Source organism: Flagellimonas flava, assembly GCF_050617915.1.
Classification (GTDB): domain Bacteria; phylum Bacteroidota; class Bacteroidia; order Flavobacteriales; family Flavobacteriaceae; genus Flagellimonas; species Flagellimonas flava_A.
Map to the genome: position 1 here is coordinate 74,401 of NZ_JBODQE010000005.1, position 15,292 is coordinate 89,692.

20 protein-coding genes are annotated in these 15,292 nt (G+C 42.4%); 12 read left to right on the forward strand and 8 right to left on the reverse strand.

Annotation, left to right across the window (positions count from 1 at the left end; genetic code table 11):
- Window positions 1-45: 45 nt before the first annotated feature.
- From ACRHOZ_RS13580 to ACRHOZ_RS13600, 5 genes are read left to right on the forward strand one after another with little or no spacing between them, the layout of a single operon-like run.
- Window positions 46-543 carry an RNA polymerase sigma factor gene (locus ACRHOZ_RS13580; protein ID WP_431126520.1) on the forward strand — a complete coding sequence of 166 codons (498 nt, stop codon included), beginning with the start codon at window positions 46-48 and terminating at the stop codon, window positions 541-543.
- A gap of 5 nt (window positions 544-548) precedes the next feature.
- Complete coding sequence (locus tag ACRHOZ_RS13585) at window positions 549-1,343, forward strand: zf-HC2 domain-containing protein (RefSeq protein WP_431126522.1); 795 nt, start codon at window positions 549-551, stop codon at window positions 1,341-1,343.
- Between the two features lie 44 nt (window positions 1,344-1,387).
- Entirely contained in the window at window positions 1,388-2,140 is a 753-nt protein-coding gene (locus ACRHOZ_RS13590; RefSeq protein WP_431126524.1) for a DUF4097 family beta strand repeat-containing protein, read from the forward strand.
- Between the two features lie 38 nt (window positions 2,141-2,178).
- Entirely contained in the window at window positions 2,179-2,892 is a 714-nt protein-coding gene (locus ACRHOZ_RS13595; protein WP_431126526.1) for a hypothetical protein, read from the forward strand.
- A gap of 54 nt (window positions 2,893-2,946) precedes the next feature.
- Window positions 2,947-3,417 carry a nuclear transport factor 2 family protein gene (locus ACRHOZ_RS13600; protein ID WP_431126528.1) on the forward strand — a complete coding sequence of 157 codons (471 nt, stop codon included), beginning with the start codon at window positions 2,947-2,949 and terminating at the stop codon, window positions 3,415-3,417.
- Window positions 3,418-3,421: 4 nt separating this feature from the next.
- On the opposite strand, the gene ACRHOZ_RS13605 is transcribed toward ACRHOZ_RS13600, so the two are convergent.
- The 6 genes from ACRHOZ_RS13605 to ACRHOZ_RS13630 all read right to left on the reverse strand — a co-directional run bounded on the left by ACRHOZ_RS13605 (window position 3,422) and on the right by ACRHOZ_RS13630 (window position 8,730).
- The gene (locus ACRHOZ_RS13605) at window positions 3,422-3,814 is read right to left on the reverse strand and encodes a DUF423 domain-containing protein (protein WP_431126530.1); all 393 of its coding nucleotides are present in this window, start codon (window positions 3,812-3,814) and stop codon (window positions 3,422-3,424) included.
- A gap of 11 nt (window positions 3,815-3,825) precedes the next feature.
- The gene (locus ACRHOZ_RS13610) at window positions 3,826-4,257 is read right to left on the reverse strand and encodes a DUF2141 domain-containing protein (protein WP_431126532.1); all 432 of its coding nucleotides are present in this window, start codon (window positions 4,255-4,257) and stop codon (window positions 3,826-3,828) included.
- A 9-nt stretch (window positions 4,258-4,266) separates the two neighbouring features.
- Entirely contained in the window at window positions 4,267-4,692 is a 426-nt protein-coding gene (locus ACRHOZ_RS13615; protein WP_431126534.1) for a hypothetical protein, read from the reverse strand.
- A 66-nt stretch (window positions 4,693-4,758) separates the two neighbouring features.
- Window positions 4,759-5,490 (reverse strand): CPBP family intramembrane glutamic endopeptidase, encoded by a 732-nt coding sequence (locus tag ACRHOZ_RS13620; protein ID WP_431126536.1) that lies wholly within the window; start codon window positions 5,488-5,490, stop codon window positions 4,759-4,761.
- 79 nt (window positions 5,491-5,569) lie between these two features.
- A complete protein-coding gene (locus tag ACRHOZ_RS13625; protein ID WP_431126538.1) occupies window positions 5,570-6,700 on the reverse strand; it encodes a helix-turn-helix domain-containing protein in 1,131 nt (376 codons plus the stop codon).
- Window positions 6,700-8,730, reverse strand: coding sequence for a S9 family peptidase (locus ACRHOZ_RS13630; protein WP_431126540.1), 2,031 nt, complete (start codon window positions 8,728-8,730; stop codon window positions 6,700-6,702). The genes ACRHOZ_RS13625 and ACRHOZ_RS13630 overlap by 1 nt, the downstream gene beginning before the upstream one ends.
- 133 nt (window positions 8,731-8,863) lie before the next feature.
- On the opposite strand from ACRHOZ_RS13630, the gene ACRHOZ_RS13635 reads away from it, so the two are divergent.
- From ACRHOZ_RS13635 to ACRHOZ_RS13665, 7 genes are all read left to right on the forward strand, one after another.
- Entirely contained in the window at window positions 8,864-9,211 is a 348-nt protein-coding gene (locus tag ACRHOZ_RS13635) for a hypothetical protein (protein WP_431126541.1), read from the forward strand.
- Window positions 9,212-9,241: 30 nt separating this feature from the next.
- Window positions 9,242-10,348 (forward strand): helix-turn-helix domain-containing protein, encoded by a 1,107-nt coding sequence (locus ACRHOZ_RS13640; protein ID WP_431126543.1) that lies wholly within the window; start codon window positions 9,242-9,244, stop codon window positions 10,346-10,348.
- Window positions 10,349-10,431: 83 nt separating this feature from the next.
- Window positions 10,432-10,950, forward strand: coding sequence for a hypothetical protein (locus ACRHOZ_RS13645; protein WP_431126545.1), 519 nt, complete (start codon window positions 10,432-10,434; stop codon window positions 10,948-10,950).
- Between the two features lie 117 nt (window positions 10,951-11,067).
- Window positions 11,068-11,826 (forward strand): SDR family NAD(P)-dependent oxidoreductase, encoded by a 759-nt coding sequence (locus tag ACRHOZ_RS13650; protein ID WP_431126547.1) that lies wholly within the window; start codon window positions 11,068-11,070, stop codon window positions 11,824-11,826.
- 1 nt (window position 11,827) lies between these two features.
- On the forward strand, window positions 11,828-12,301 hold the full coding sequence (locus ACRHOZ_RS13655; RefSeq protein WP_431126548.1) for a hypothetical protein: 474 nt from the start codon (window positions 11,828-11,830) through the stop codon (window positions 12,299-12,301).
- 61 nt (window positions 12,302-12,362) lie between these two features.
- Entirely contained in the window at window positions 12,363-13,058 is a 696-nt protein-coding gene (locus ACRHOZ_RS13660) for a DUF4386 domain-containing protein (protein WP_431126550.1), read from the forward strand.
- Between the two features lie 88 nt (window positions 13,059-13,146).
- A complete protein-coding gene (locus ACRHOZ_RS13665; RefSeq protein WP_431126552.1) occupies window positions 13,147-13,680 on the forward strand; it encodes a hypothetical protein in 534 nt (177 codons plus the stop codon).
- A 3-nt stretch (window positions 13,681-13,683) separates the two neighbouring features.
- Here ACRHOZ_RS13665 and ACRHOZ_RS13670 read toward each other — a convergent pair whose 3' ends face one another.
- Both ACRHOZ_RS13670 and ACRHOZ_RS13675 read right to left on the reverse strand, forming a co-directional pair.
- Window positions 13,684-14,505: a ZIP family metal transporter gene (locus ACRHOZ_RS13670; protein ID WP_299382546.1), complete on the reverse strand. Its 822-nt coding sequence runs from the start codon at window positions 14,503-14,505 to the stop codon at window positions 13,684-13,686.
- Window positions 14,505-15,161, reverse strand: a complete 657-nt coding sequence (locus ACRHOZ_RS13675) for a metal-dependent transcriptional regulator (protein ID WP_431126554.1) — start codon at window positions 15,159-15,161, stop codon at window positions 14,505-14,507. Before ACRHOZ_RS13675 ends, ACRHOZ_RS13670 begins: the two co-directional genes overlap by 1 nt.
- Between the last annotated feature and the right edge of the window lie 131 nt (window positions 15,162-15,292).

Consider the following 15,292-nt stretch of genomic DNA (forward strand, 5'->3'; position numbering starts at 1 on the left):
ACCAGCTAAAGAAAAGCATTGGAAGCGCTTTCAGATGAAATTATAATGCGAAAAGTCGCCGACGGCAATCTTGATTTGCTCAAGGTACTTTTTGACCGACACCACAAGCATGTCTACAACTATCTTTTTAAGATGTCTGGAGATGCCATGTTAAGTGAAGATCTAACGCAGGATGTTTTTTATAAGCTGATAAAGTATAGAAGTTCTTACAAAGATGGGGCCTTTGTTTCATGGCTGTTCAGCATTGCCAGAAACAACTTGAAGACCCACTTTACCAGAAACCACAAATATCATGAACCTGTGGATGTGCTGGAATATAAAACGGTTGCGAATGATGCGGAGCGTGGAGAGGATTATGGACAATTGCAAAATGCCCTTAACCAACTCAACCCCCAAGATCGAGAGCTTATAGTTCTTAACCGTTACAAGGAAATACGCTATGAGGAGCTGGCCGAAATTGTAGGTAGTACCCCAGGTGCGGTCAAGACCAAAGTAAGTAGAATTTTGAAAAAACTCCGGACTATTTATCTGGAGTCCAATTAGAAAATATGAAGTCAGAAAAAGATAAATTTATTTCAAGCCAGCTACCAGCCTACCTGGATGGACTGTTGTCTCCCAAGGAAAAGCAAGAAGTGGAAGACCATCTTGCGGTAAGCGAATCCTGCCGAAAAGAACTGGAGGAGCTTAGGACGTTGTTCACCGCTTTTAATAAAGAACAGCTGCAGGTACCCTCAGATAGATTAAGGGTTCAATTTGATCAGGCCTTGGAACAAGAAAAGCTTTCCCAAACCAAGGTGGTCAAGCTTGAAAACAACAAGGGCAGCTGGGCGTCCAACTTGCTCAAAATAGCTGCCAGTGTTGCTTTGCTTATCGCCACATTTCAAACCGGTAGAATCTTGGAAATGGAAAAATCCAATCAAGATGTAGCTGCTATTCTGGAAGAAAGTCTCCAAATAAAACAAACGGCCATGCTTTCCTTAATGGAAAATCAATCCGCCAGTAAACGGATTCAGGGGGTGAGCTATATCGAGGAATTCCCAAATCCGGATGAAGCCATTATCAGTGCATTGGCCAATAGATTATTGTTTGACGAGAATGATATTGTGCGACTCAATGCCTTTGAAGCACTCACCAACCTAGCTTCGTCCGAAATGGTTAAATCCGTATTTATTGAGGCATTGGGCAAAGAGAAAAATCCAAGCATTCAGATTGGTATTATACAGGCCCTGGTCAAAAATCAGGAAAAGAAAGCGGTGGCACCCATGCAAAGATTGTTGGAGCAGGAGGACACCCAACCCTTTGTTAAAAATGAAATCAAATTGGCATTGCCAAAAATTATATAAAAACCCGTGCTGAGCACAGTCGAAGCATCAAAAAACGAAAAATCATGAGAAATTTATCAATTTTAGTAGTAGCATTTGTAACAAGTACCCTGGCCCAAGCACAGGCCGATTACACCAAAGCCTTAAACGGGGTGGAATGGGTCAAAATTGAATCCAAATCAGATATTACCCTTAGAACCCAAACTGCCAACGAAATCAGAATAAAAGGTAGTGGAAGCACCAAGGTATCCGAAAAATCCAAAGGTCTCCGACTAGTTGGCGAAGGAGGTTCGGACAATACCGAGGTCGGATTTTATGTGGTGCAAGACGGGAACACCTTAATCGTAAAGAATTTGAGGAGATCCGAAGGAGCCATCATCTATCTTCCCAAAACCCAAAACGTTTCAGTAAAAAGTACTTGGAGCGGGGATATTGAAATTGACGGCTTTTCCGGGGAAGTGGAGGCCAATGCGCAATTGAACGGAAGCATTGAAATTTCCAATGTAAACGGACCGGTAACTGCAAATGCACTCAACGGTGGAATCACGGTAGACTTTGATACGGTTAAACAAGACACTCCCATTTCCATTTATACCACCAACGATGATGTGGACGTGACCCTTCCTGCCAACACTCCCGCAGATTTGCAACTTGGAACGGTCAATGGGGACATTTACACCAACTTTGAACTTGAACGGGAGGAGAAGAACGGATTAACCTCCATTTCCGACCGAAAAGTAAGGGCTGCCATCAACAATGGCGGGGTCAAGATTTCCTTAAAATCCACCAATGGGAACATTTACCTAAGAAAGCAGTAGGCAACTTCAAGTTTATTCATCTCAAAAAACAATACATCATGAAAAATTTAGCAGCAATGCTGGTGATGGGCCTTATGGGCCTATCACTAAGCGCTCAAAAAGTGATAGAAAAAAACATCAATTACAACAATCAGGTTATTGATATGGATGTGAAATTTGCTTCTGAAATTGAAGTCAAGACCTGGGATAAATCGACAGTATACTTTAAGGCAAGCTTACGCACCAAAGAGGGCAAGTACTTAAATCTTTACAAGCTAAACATACATGAAGGTCAGGGGTATATTGGAATAACATCCGAGCCCGAATCCGTATTTAAGGCTTTTCACGACGAGTGGGAGAAAACTCGTCCCGCTGGGGAGCACAGCTACTATCACACCAGCGATATGTACACTTTTAATTATGTTCTCTACGTGCCAAAAAATGCTGATTTTACGGTAAGCAGCATCAATGGGCATCTTAACGCAGAGGTAATTGAAGGGGATTTTACCGCGGATTTGATCAATGGCAATATAGACATCGCCCAGTATAAGGGCAATATGGATTTAAAGACCATCAATGGAGAAATTGATTTGGTCATGAGAGATTCACATCTTACGGCAGAAACCATTCATGGGTTGATCTATGCTGATGAAAAATTGGACTTAAAAGTAACCGATAGACATGTGGGCCAAAAGGTGGAAGGAAGTTTTGACAGTGCCACTTATCGGTTGAAACTGAACACCATTAACGGGAACATGTATCTACGGCTTTAGGGTATGAAACCATTCTATTATTTAGCGTTGGTATTTTTCATTCTTTCGGGTTGTATGCATGAAAAATCGTCCAATGCCGATGCCGACACCAGGAAAAAGGATTCCTTGGCCCTGACACAAATGATTGCTCTTCGGGAGGAAGCCATGATTGCAAAAGATGTGGCCTTGGTCATGCCCCAGTTTGCTGATGATGCCACCTGGATAAACTCCCAAGGGTATTTTTTTGAAGGAAAAAACGAACTGGAAAGGTTTCATTTGATGTTTGCCAATAATGACTCTTTGGACTACTACTATGAAATTGGGGAGCCCAAGATCCGTTTTTTGGACGATGATAGTGCCCTGGCTTATTATTCTTGGAAGATGTTTTGGATCAAAAAAGAACAACCAGCTGATACCACATATAAGGAAATTGGTTTGATGACCCTAAGTGCGCAAAAAAAGAATGACCAATGGAAATGGGTGGCAGTTACCAATCAACATACGCCTTGGTTTTATGGTAAAATAGAGCCCGTTCAGGTTGATTGACCGCCTATAGCATGGACGAGACAAAGGAATAGAGCAAAAGAGCCCATCCAACAACCAATAGTAGACCTCCCAAGGGGGTAATGGGGCCCAAAAAACGTAGTTTTTTTCCACTGGCGGCACTCAGGCACAGTCCATAAATGCTAAAGGAAAAAAGTAAGGTTCCAAAAACGAAACAATTGACGATATAGCTGTCCAGTGCATTGTCAAAACCAAGGTTAAAGGCAAGGATCAAAAGCACAATGGCATGATACATTTGATATTTGACCCCGGTCTCAAAACTATGAAGTAGATCTGGGGTCAATTTCTTTTTAAGGGCATGGGCCCCAAAAGCTCCGAAGACAACAGCCAATAAACCATACAGGGCGCCCATGAACTGGGCCAATAATATTGTTTCCATACGGAAAGTTACTAAAAAGTAATGCTGATGGCCTTATCCCCCTTAACCTTAAAACAGCAATCGCGATACGATGGCGGCCCAAAGGTTTTCATCTTGGCCCGTGAGAAGGCCACTTTTTCCGTTGGAATTCCAAGCCAGTTTTTATCCAGCTTATCGTTGCCGTTCTCATCATGAAAAATGGCAAGGGCGTACTCCCCTTCAGGAATGTTTTCCAGTTTCAGATTCACTTTACCCTTTTTGGCCTCCACACTGCTGGCTTTCACAACCCCTTCAAATTTCAAAAAAGTAGATTCTGAATCGTAAACCGCGATATTGACCTTGCCTTCCGCTGAAGGAATGTTGGACACCTCTATGGAAATGGTGTTCTGAGCAATAATGGCCATGGGAGCCATGGTTATAAAAAGCCACAACAGTTTCTTGGAAAAGCTTCGGGTCAAATGCATATTATCCGATCAATTTGATTTATTGGATTGCTCTACTAGGCGCTGTAAATTTTCAAAAAAGTCTTGGGTCTGCAAACTGTCCTTAAAATTAATGAACATCCGAAGGCTATCATGGTGTACCACCTTTATCTTGTGCTGTGCCAAATCATCCACAAAAAAATACACCTTGGATTGGGTGATGGAATCCACGAAAACCCCTTTTTCCGCCACCATCCAGGAAAATCCGCTGGAACGTTCCAATTCAGGAACTTTTTCCACCAGTTTAAGGCTGTCTATTTCGTGCAATGGAACTTTTTGATAATAAATCCCAGAAACGATTTTGAACTCTCCCTCTTCTATCCTATACCAGTTTTTATAGTGGAGTACAAAGGCAAATAAACACACGATAAGTGTAAGCAAAATGAGCAAGTTCCAAAGCCAATGTCTTTTTTTCATTTCATAAATGGGATGTGTCCTCCAAATATAACGTAGCCAAGGTATTTAAATTTTCCATTCGGGTATTCAGCTGAAATAGATGTTCAAAAATAGCAAGCTATCCATATAAACGTGTGCCAAAATGGGAATATTGAGTTTTTTCCCAAGCAAAACATAGCAGGTTGCCAAGGCCATTCCCATAAAAAACGTTTGGACCACACCAATAGTGCCCCATTTATAATGGGCCAATGCGAACAATATGGAACTCATAAGAATGGAAATTATATTTTTTGCCCATGAACCACTGAACAGCAAACCGAACCTATTGATCAAAAAACCGCGATAGATGAACTCCTCCCCAAAAGATGAAATGAAATAGACCCCGACCAACGACAAAATAAAGATCCCTGGATTGTTCTTTAAATATTCATACCCAGAAATATCGATCTGGACATCGATGGAAAATAGCAACATTCCCACCTTATGTCCCAACCCAAATGAAATCAGGGCAATGGCAAAGACCAAAAGTGACCATAAAAATGTCTTCAAAACATCCTTTGCCCGCCCCAAACGAAAAGAGATTCCGAAATGCCGCCAATTTTCTCCTCTCAACCATAACCCGGTCGAAATCAATGCGATCATAATGGCATTGGCCAACCATACCATTCCCTGTTGCATAAATAGGTTTCCCTCCACCAAGGGAATGGTCAAGGCCATAAAAATCAGGGCAATGGCAAAAACCAAAATAATTTCAAGCATGATGGCAATTTTTGATCGTTGCAGCAAGCCCCCCAATCTGTTTTTAAGTGGGATTTCCATAATCCAAGAGTTTGATTTGAAGCAAATCTATACGAGCGGCAACCCGTTGTGGTTCTACTTCATGAAACCGAACCTTTTTTTACTTTTTGGCCGGATTTTGTTGATTTCTAAATTCGGTGGGAGTGAGTCCTGTTCTTTTTTTGAAGATGGTGTTGAAGGAAGACTTGGATGAGAACCCAACTTCATACATGATTTCCTGCACGGTCAATCCCGAATCGGTATCGGACAACAGTCTTTTGCACGCATCGATGCGGTAGGAGTTCACAAAATCGAAAAAGTGCTGGTCAAAAGTCTGGTTGATAATCTGGGAAATTTCTTTGGATGACAAATCCATTAGCGTTGCCAAATCGCCAATGTTCAAATCAGGATTTGTATACAGGCTGTCTTCCTCCATCCTGCGAGCTAGTACCTCGGCATACTCCACCCTTTTGTCTTCTGAGAGATTGGAGCCCGCATACTTTTTTGCCCACCCGTCTGCTCCTTGTAAAAAAAGTTGTGGTCTTTTCAACACCCTGAACAGCACACTGTTGATGAAGGCAAACAAAAGGACTACAAAGAGAAAAAGTGTAATGAACAAATATTTCCGCAATGGCGTAAAGGGAATGATGGAATGCAACATCCCCAAGACCCAAATTGCGGCAATGGAAAGAAGGATAAAATCGAACCATTTTACATCAATTTTGGAAGCATTGGAATAGCTTTCCTTCAATGACATTTTATATTGGTCCAGAACTTTTTTCGATTGCCAGAAGTAAATCAATGGATGAAGGTAGAGTATTATTGTCCCCAATAGCACCCTGTTGGAGCTTCCCAGGGTTATAGTTTTTTGCACTTCTTCATAGCTTGATGAACCCTTGGTAAATATCAAAAACAATACTGCCAGAGCAATAAGAAATGGAACTACGTGCACAATCTCCCTTGGCCCAAGTTTGAATTCTTGCTGTATATTGGATCTGACATACCCGTAAATCAATGGCCCAAAAAGCAGGAGGAGGGCATCATCCAACAGAAAAAAAAGCTGAAAGTTCCCAAGGTTATTGGTCATTTGCAAGAGCATGTCACCAATATTGATTCCCAATGCCAAAAAGAAAATCCCCAGAAATAGGTTGCTTTCCTTTTTTCCGGGGTTAGTGGTCAATAAAAAGACTGCGATAAAGAAAAATTGGAACGTAACGACAAGGAGTAGCGCTATGTTCCAATCCAACTGCATCAATCTTTCTTCTTGAACTTATCGAACCAGGCCACGGTATGGGCAATCTTGGTTATCAAATTACTCGGTTTGCTGGCAATACCATGACTTGCGCCCGGGATTTCGACAAGTACCGTTTCAATTTTTCGGAGCTTAAGCGCGTGGTACAACTGCTTTGCCTCGCTTGGCGGAGTTCGTAAATCGTTCATCCCCACCATCACCATGGTCGGGGTCTGTATATTGCCAACGAGCGAGATGGGCGAAAACTTCCAATAACCCTCGAAATTTTCCCAAGGTTGTCCTGGATAACGATGATCATAATAGTAAAAGTAATTATCAGCCACCAAGGTCTTGCTGATCCAGTTCATTACTGGTTTGGCCACCACAGCAGCTTCAAAACGATTGTTTTTCCCAATCATCCAGGCCGACATTATTCCGCCTGCACTGCCACCTGTTACAAACAATTGGTCTTCATGGGCTATGCCCATGCCAATGCAATGGTCCACACCATCCATTACATCATTGTAGTCCTCTCCAGGATAGTTGTTGAACAATAGATTTCCAAATTCCTCTCCGTAACTAGTACTCCCCCTGGGATTGGGATAAAATACGATATAACCGGCGGAGGCATACAACTGCATCTCTGCGGAAAAGCGGTCTCCATAATTTAAAATGGGGCCTCCATGGTTCTCCACCATAAAGGGATATTTTTTGGAAGCATCATAGTTGGGAGGGTATACTACCCAACCTTGAATGTCCCGTCCATCCACCGAGGATTTGTACCACACTTCTTCTACCCTACCCAATTCACGATAGTTTAGCAGACTTTTGCTCAGACCTGTGATTTTGACGGGATTCTTTCCCTTTGGTTTGAGTACTGCCAACTCCGCAGGATAATTAGGTCTGGATTGGGTGTACACAATTGTCCCATTATTCGAGACGCTATAGGAACCGCTAGGATAAGGTCGGCCTAAAGTTGTTCCTCCTACATTGTCCAAAATTTTGGAGGTATTGCCAGACAAGGAAACCAACCCTACTTTTCCATTTCCCTTGTCATCATAGGCAACATACAATCCGTCCCCTTTGGAATTCCATTGAATGTCGGAAATGGTTCGGTCCAGCCCTTCAGAAATTACCCTTTTACCACTTCCATCCACATTCATGATATGCACTTTTCTGATTTGATATGCCTGTATCTTGTCTTCAAAACCCAGATAAGCTATTAGTTTTCCATCCGGAGAAACCTTTGGGTTATAATCCGGCCCATTTCTATCGGTCAGTGCTTCTACATTCCCATTTTGCACATCCACAGCATAAATCTCACTGTTTCTAAATCGGTATTCCCAATCTTCTACCCTATTCGCGGAAAAATAAATTTTACTTCCATTCTTGGCCCAAGAAAGTGTTCCTCGGTGATGCCAGTTCCCGGAGGTGATCTGCCTTGGGGCACCCCCGTCTGAAGGAATGATGAAAATATGATTGAACCCTGGTTTGATATAACCTCTCCCGTCGGCTTCATGATACACCCTATCTGTAATTCTTGGCTTCTCGGCCCATTTGGCACCCTTGGGATTTTTGGGCATTTTGGCAATCACGGGTGGAGCTTCCGGCACATTCATGGAGAAAGCCAATTGCTTCCCATCTGGGGACCAGGTCAGGGAACTTGGACTAAAGGGCAACTGCGTTAATTTGGCCACCTTTCCAGATGCCACCCAATACATGAAAATCTCCGAGCCCTCGTCCGTGCTACTGGAAAACACAATCCGATCGCCAGTGGGCGACCATTTGGGGCTGCTCTCATTAACTTCGTTGGAGGTCAGTTTTTGGTGTTGACTCCCATCTATGCGAACCAACCAAAGATTTCCTTTGGAAGCATCCTTCATGATATCATATCCCATTCTTCGGTAAACCACCCACTCACCATTGGGTGAAATCTGTGGATCCGATGCGTATTGCAAATCAAAGACATCTAAATAGGAAAAATGTTGTTTTTGGGAGGTTGATAACTGTAAAGCCCCTAAGGTAAAAAGGAGCAAAAGAAATCGCTTCATATGATCAAAATTTGTAGCTTTAAAGGTAGCGAAAAGAAGTGGTCAAGCTGACCCCTACCCATAGTAAATTTTTAAATCCAGCAGCTCCCGCAACCAACCTCGTGAAGCTGTCTCGTCATCGTTATTTTGTTTTATGTTTTTTCTGGGCATCCATTTATCCATTCAATCCTGGTACGAGGGTTTTTACTCCGCTGCTCTGGGCTTAAGCGTCCTGGTTGGCATATTTTATATTGTTACTTATGGGTATCGATTTGTAAAATCCCGTATTGAAAAAATTGCCGAGAACCGAGGTGTTAGTTGTAAAGTGCTGCTGCAAAGAACCCAGACCATTTGGTATTCGCAACCCAAGCAAGTCACCAAAAAACAACGGGTCTATTTAGAGCTTCTGCTGTTTTTGCATGTCTTTGGCCTCATTTTAATCGGGATTTTGTGGTTGGGATTAATGGTTGGCCTGGCCATGTTCCTTCAAATCTTTTCATAACTTCACTCCAAGTGACCATAACCCATTGCATTGCAATTAGAACTTTCCATTATCCAATTAATCACCATTTGCGCCGTGGCCAATGGATTTGTATTTGGGTTTTTGGTCTTGGAGAAAAGGGAAAATAGATATGCCAACCGCTTCCTTTCCCTGACCATTATTTGCATGTGCTTGACATTTACACCTTATATGTTGGATCCCTCCATTTGGCATTCACATAGGTGGTTGGCTTGGTTGCCGTTTTCGTTATCCTATTGGATTGGGCCTTCTTTTTACTTTTATGTAAAAACCCTTACACATTCCGGATTCCGTTTTGGCCCCAAACAACTTTGGCATTTTAGTCCTATTGTGCTCAATTATTTGCACAGTATCTACCATCTTATTTACTCTGGAAACCATCACCCATACCATTGGTTTCACTTTACCGCCGAATTGCTTGAATCCATGGCCATAATTTCCATACTATTTTACATGATGCTTTCCTTGGGGATTATCAATAGCTATCAGCGAAACCTTCTTGAAAATGTATCCAACACCCATAAAATTGACCTGCAATGGGCCAAGCATATTGTAGTGGTGATTGTTGGTTCTTTTGCCATTATTCTGATTTTTCTTGTAATAAGCTCTGGTATTAGTGGCATGTTGTTCTTTGATCAGTGGAGCGAATATAGATATGCAGTCCTATTGTTATATGCTTGTGTGCTGTACTGGCTTAGCATACATGGTTATCTGCAAGCACAAACAGTTCAATTTCTACCATCAGAAGTCCCTGCAACGGTTTTGCCTAATGATGAATTGGCGGAAGTAATCAGAAAGCTAGATCTGGTAATGCAGGAACAGAAATTATTTAAAAATCCAGAACTGGGATTGATGGATCTTAGCAGAACGGTGGGGCTTCCGGGCAGAACCATCTCAGAAGCCATCAACAGCAGCCTCAACAAAAATTTCTTCCAGTATATTAATGGGTATCGGGTGAAAGAAGTTCAGGAAAAACTGAAAGACCCCAAAAATGCGCACCTAAAGATTATGAGCCTTGCCTACGATTCCGGTTTCAATTCAAAGGCTAGTTTTAATAGGGTTTTTAAATCCTCCACAGGATTGACACCCAAGGAATATAAAATGAAAAATTCTTCATAAAAACAGGTTTTGATACCTAAAAACAGAAATTGAGACTTCTGTAAAGGGGCTGCTTTTTACTTTGAGTGGAAAACTCAATCAAAATGCAAAAAACTATCCTTGTTACTTTCGCTTTTATTTTATGTAATGCCACCTATTCCCAATCCATTAAAGATCTTGACTTTCTTATTGGCAGTTGGAACATTGTGGAAACCATACTTCCCGGAACGGATAGGGCCTATCAGGAAATTGGAACCCGTTATTGCGAGTACTACCTCAATGGGCAGTTCATCCGATGTGAATCCGAAACAACAATTCAGAAAACAGGCCGAAAACGATATTACTCTTATATCATCAATTATGATGAAAAGGAAGGCTGTTTCCGAGCCACCAACTTTGCCCATGACTTTCCCTTGCATGGACAATTCAAATGGTTCTTGGACAAGGAAAACGAACGCATCATTGCCATTACTCCCAAGAATGTAATTGAAGATCGGTTTTTTAGGGCAACCATTTCTTATGCTGATCGGGACAAACTGGTTTGGAATGGCTGGGCCAGTGTCTTTGAAAAAGACAAGGATTGGATCCAGATATTCAATGATGTAGCCACAAGAACAAAATAACATGGAGGCACAAAACGTCATTCAGCTCCGGTGCATTCCAACTTTTTCCATCGTTAAAATCTAATCAATTGTATCCTCCACTTAGTTGCTATCTTTGATAGCATCAAAAGACAATGGATGGATTTTACTGGCAAAAACATTTTGATCACTGGTGCCTCCCGTGGCATTGGTAAGGCCACTGCCATAGCCTTCGCTGAAAAAGGTGCCAAAGTAGGTCTCAATTTCCGCAGTAATACCGAGGAAGCTGAAAGAACCCTTTCCCAATTATCGGGTTCAGGGCACCAATTGTTTCAACAGGATGTTTCCGAAAAAAATGGCCCTGAAACTTTGGTCCATAAGTTCATAGAACATTATGGTCAACTTGATATTTTGGTGAACAATGCCGGAATTTCCATTTTCCACGATATAGAGGAAGTGGATTTTGACCATTGGGCCAATGCTTGGGAAAACATTTTTAATACCAACCTTTTTGCGGTATCCAATCTCTGTTATTGGGGTGCCAAAGCCATGATGCAATCTGGTGGGGGGAAGATTGTAAATGTGTCCTCCAGAGGTGCGTTCCGCGGCGAGCCCACCAAACCGGCCTATGGTGCCAGTAAGGCGGCCTTGAATTCCATGAGTCAGTCCTTGGCCAAAAAATTGGCCAAACACCATATCCATGTCGGTGTAGTGGCTCCAGGATTTACCGAAACGGAAATGGCTGCTGAAACCTTGACCCCAGTGGAACGGGAAAATTTGCTGCGGGAATCCCCTTTTCAGCGGATGGCACAACCCGAAGAAGTGGCCCACGCCATTTTGTTTTTGGCCTCGGAAGGAGCTGGCTATTCGTCCGGCACCATCATAGATGTGAACGGGGCATCTTATCTGAGAAGTTGATATGAAAGCGTCCACCATTGCCCAACTCAAAAAGGAACTGCAGCACCGATCCCCGGATGAGCTTTTGAATTTATGTCTTCGCTTGGGCCGATTCAAAAAGGAGAACAAAGAACTGCTCACATACCTTCTTTTTGAAGCCGATCACGAGGAAGGGTATATTGAATCCGTCAAAGCCGAAGTGGATGAAATGTTTGCCGAAATCAATACCAACAGTTTTTACTACATCAAAAAAAGTGTCCGGAAAATTCTTCGTACCATCAAAAAATACGTTCGGTATTCTGGGAACAAAGAAACCGAGGTGGAGCTGCTGTTATACTTCTGTCAGAAACTAAGGAACTTCCGTCCTTCCATTAAAAGCAATATAGCCCTGCGCAATTTATATGACAGACAATTGGGTTATGTTGAAAGGAAAATAAGTGCCCTTCACGAAGATTTGCAATACGATTTCGGCCAAATCTTGGACGACTTAAGATAGAATCGGGCAACCAAAAGACTCCCAAACTCGTCTATTCTTTAATAACCATAATCAATCAAAAATGGGAGTCAACCAAAAAACTGCCCGACTTGCTGGGCTATTGTATTTTTTTATTGCCATCACAGGTATTTTCAGCCTCATGTATGTTCCCTCACAGCTCATTGTTTGGGATAATCCAGCACAAACTGTCCAAAATCTCACATCCTCCGAGTTTCTATTCCGATTGGAAATTTTATGTGAGCTATTGTGCTATTTAATCTTTGTTTTTCTGCCTTTGGTGCTTTTTCAGTTGTTCAAGGAGGTCCATAAAAACATGGCAGTGCTCATGGTCGTCTTGGTCCTTATGAGTGTCCCTATTTCGATGGGTAGTGTGATATACAAATTTGATGTGTTGTCCCTTTTGGGTGAATCTGGATTTTTGGAGGTGTACAGTGCAGCTCAAATTGAGACTCAGGTGATGCAGGCCTTTCAATCGTATTTTAAAGGCATTCTGATATCCCAAATTTTCTGGGGCCTATGGCTATTCCCCTTTGGCTATTTGGTTTATAAATCCGGATTTCTCCCGAAAGTTTTAGGGCTATTCCTAATGGTGGGAAGTATAGGCTATTTTTTGGATTTCATAGGCAGGGTGCTTTGCCCCGATTACAATTCCCTTTGGATTTCGGATTATATCACCATACCTGCCAGTATTGGGGAATTGGGTACTTGTCTGTGGCTGTTGATCATGGGAATCAAAACTCCTGTTGTCCAAGAGTAATAAGTTTTTACCTTAGCCACATATCCAGGGCTAACGTGATGATACAGCCCAAAATGTGCAATGAGTAAAATGATAAAGCAATAGGACTATGTTTGATGAAGATGATGAAAATCAAAGGAACTCATACGAATCGATAAGAAAAATGCCCATCTATCAAAAAGGGCAGGAGATATTTCAACTGGCAGAAAAGATTTCCGAGTTGGTAATTGATGAGGAATATAACCTATTGCCCGAAGCAAAAAAAAGCGCGCTCCAACATCATGCGCAATACCTGAAAAGCAATGCAATGATGATTAATCCTAAAATGGCAGGTGCCATAGGAGCAGATTTGTATGACATTAAAATGGAAAATGCGGCCATAATCAGAAAAGCGGCAAGAGAAATTTTAACCGACAGTACAGGGTTAAAAATGCACGGTTTTAAGCACTTGGAATATTTGGAACTTCTTCGAAACGAAGTAGAACAGTTTCGTGTGCTATTTGCAGAGTGGGTCAAGACTTTTGATCCTTGGAGCTATATCATTGACAGATGGGGTCTTTTTAATCCACCAGGAGTCAATTATGACGATATAGATCCGGATGATGACATCCCCTTTGACCCAGAAGATTATTTTAACGATTGACTTTTAACCCAGCCCCACATCCAAGGTCATCATTATGATAAATCCGCCGATAAAGCCCAGTGTGGCGATATCGGTGTATTTGTCCCTTTGTGTTTCGGGAATCACCTCTTCCACTACCACAAAAATCATGGCTCCTGCTGCAAAGGACAATGCATAGGGTAAAATAGGCTCAAAAGTAAGTACGGCCCAAGCGCCCAAGACCGCTGCAATAGGCTCAACAATAGCAGATGCCTGCCCATACACCCAACTTTTCCATCGGCTTAATCCTTGTCTGCGCAAAGGCATCGCAACTGCAAATCCTTCCGGAAAATTTTGAAGACCAATCCCCAAGGCCAATGCGACCGCACCTCCAATGGTGGCTCCATCAAAACCAGCAGCAACACCACCAAACAGCACCCCTACCGCAAGACCTTCAGGAATGTTGTGCAAGGTAATGGCCAAGGTCAATAAGGTGGTTCTGTGCCAAGGTGTTTTTACCCCCTCGGCTTCACTTTCCTTAAAATTTATATGCAAGTGGGGCAATACCTTGTCCAGCCCAAAAATAAAAGCGGCCCCTAATAAAAATCCGACTGCAGCCGGAATCACTTTTACAAATCCCTCGCCTTCGCTCATTTCAATTCCGGGTGCCAACAAACTCCAAAAACTGGCAGCTACCATTACCCCTCCGGTAAAGCCCAACATACCATCCAAAACTGCGCGGTTCATTCCCTTGAACAAAAAGACCAAGGCAGCCCCGGCAGCCGTCAATCCCCAGGTGAAAACGGTGGCATAAAAGGCCGCCAATATGGGATCTATACTTTCAAAATATTGGATTACTTCTTCCATTAATCGTTCAATTTTACGTAAAGGTTAGATGCTATTTGATGTGAAATATGAAGTTCCTTGCCATCCATTTGAATGTGCAAAGATTGATCAAACTCCTCCTTTTCCAAGATTCGGATGGTGTTCCCCAAAGCGATGTTGTTCTTGTCCAAAAATTTCAAAAAAGTGGGCGAGGTATCCTTGACGCCAACACAAACTCCTTCGGTGTCTTCTGGAACATCGCTCAACAGTTGCTTATCCCGAATCATGAACTTTCCGTCTTTGCTCGGGATAGGATCACCATGGGGATCAAACTTTGGAAAATCCAACAGTTCGTCAATCTTGTCGATGAGCTTTTCGCTTTTGATATGCTCCAGTTGCTCAGCCACCTCGTGAACCTCATCCCAGGTAAAATCAAGCTTTTTAACCAAGAAAGCTTCCCACAAACGGTGTTTTCTGATGATGGAAAGTGCTGTTTTGATTCCGATATCCGTGAGGGAGACCCCTTGGTACTTTTTGTAATGCACCAATCCTTTTTCCGCCAACTTCTTGGCCATATCGGTTACCGATGAAGGTTTGGTTTCCATCTGCTCCGCAATGGCATTAGTGGCAATGGGCACAGAATCGCTTCCTCCCAAATGAAAGATGGTCTTGATGTAATTTTCCTCTGATCGGGTCATTTTGTTTTTGACATCACCTCGAGCGCAGTCGAGAGGTTATTACCATATATAGCCCTCAACTCCGCTGGGGCTAATAATACTTTTGAAATTTTTCCAAAAATACATTTTTATTTATAAAAACAAATTTTTAG

Excerpts from the sequence above, each read along its gene's own strand:
- ACRHOZ_RS13625 (WP_431126538.1), bottom strand. The coding sequence starts at position 6,700 with ATGCAGTTGGATTGGAACATAGCGCTACTCCTTGTCGTTACGTTCCAA.
- ACRHOZ_RS13635 (WP_431126541.1), top strand. The coding sequence starts at position 8,864 with ATGTTTTTTCTGGGCATCCATTTATCCATTCAATCCTGGTACGAGGGT.
- ACRHOZ_RS13610 (WP_431126532.1), bottom strand. The coding sequence starts at position 4,257 with ATGCATTTGACCCGAAGCTTTTCCAAGAAACTGTTGTGGCTTTTTATA.
- ACRHOZ_RS13595 (WP_431126526.1), top strand. The coding sequence starts at position 2,179 with ATGAAAAATTTAGCAGCAATGCTGGTGATGGGCCTTATGGGCCTATCA.
- ACRHOZ_RS13585 (WP_431126522.1), top strand. The coding sequence starts at position 549 with ATGAAGTCAGAAAAAGATAAATTTATTTCAAGCCAGCTACCAGCCTAC.
- ACRHOZ_RS13590 (WP_431126524.1), top strand. The coding sequence starts at position 1,388 with ATGAGAAATTTATCAATTTTAGTAGTAGCATTTGTAACAAGTACCCTG.
- ACRHOZ_RS13600 (WP_431126528.1), top strand. The coding sequence starts at position 2,947 with ATGCATGAAAAATCGTCCAATGCCGATGCCGACACCAGGAAAAAGGAT.
- ACRHOZ_RS13605 (WP_431126530.1), bottom strand. The coding sequence starts at position 3,814 with ATGGAAACAATATTATTGGCCCAGTTCATGGGCGCCCTGTATGGTTTA.
- ACRHOZ_RS13675 (WP_431126554.1), bottom strand. The coding sequence starts at position 15,161 with ATGACCCGATCAGAGGAAAATTACATCAAGACCATCTTTCATTTGGGA.
- ACRHOZ_RS13615 (WP_431126534.1), bottom strand. The coding sequence starts at position 4,692 with ATGAAAAAAAGACATTGGCTTTGGAACTTGCTCATTTTGCTTACACTT.
- ACRHOZ_RS13660 (WP_431126550.1), top strand. The coding sequence starts at position 12,363 with ATGGGAGTCAACCAAAAAACTGCCCGACTTGCTGGGCTATTGTATTTT.
- ACRHOZ_RS13580 (WP_431126520.1), top strand. The coding sequence starts at position 46 with ATGCGAAAAGTCGCCGACGGCAATCTTGATTTGCTCAAGGTACTTTTT.
- ACRHOZ_RS13630 (WP_431126540.1), bottom strand. The coding sequence starts at position 8,730 with ATGAAGCGATTTCTTTTGCTCCTTTTTACCTTAGGGGCTTTACAGTTA.
- ACRHOZ_RS13650 (WP_431126547.1), top strand. The coding sequence starts at position 11,068 with ATGGATTTTACTGGCAAAAACATTTTGATCACTGGTGCCTCCCGTGGC.
- ACRHOZ_RS13665 (WP_431126552.1), top strand. The coding sequence starts at position 13,147 with ATGTTTGATGAAGATGATGAAAATCAAAGGAACTCATACGAATCGATA.
- ACRHOZ_RS13620 (WP_431126536.1), bottom strand. The coding sequence starts at position 5,490 with ATGGAAATCCCACTTAAAAACAGATTGGGGGGCTTGCTGCAACGATCA.
- ACRHOZ_RS13655 (WP_431126548.1), top strand. The coding sequence starts at position 11,828 with ATGAAAGCGTCCACCATTGCCCAACTCAAAAAGGAACTGCAGCACCGA.
- ACRHOZ_RS13645 (WP_431126545.1), top strand. The coding sequence starts at position 10,432 with ATGCAAAAAACTATCCTTGTTACTTTCGCTTTTATTTTATGTAATGCC.
- ACRHOZ_RS13670 (WP_299382546.1), bottom strand. The coding sequence starts at position 14,505 with ATGGAAGAAGTAATCCAATATTTTGAAAGTATAGATCCCATATTGGCG.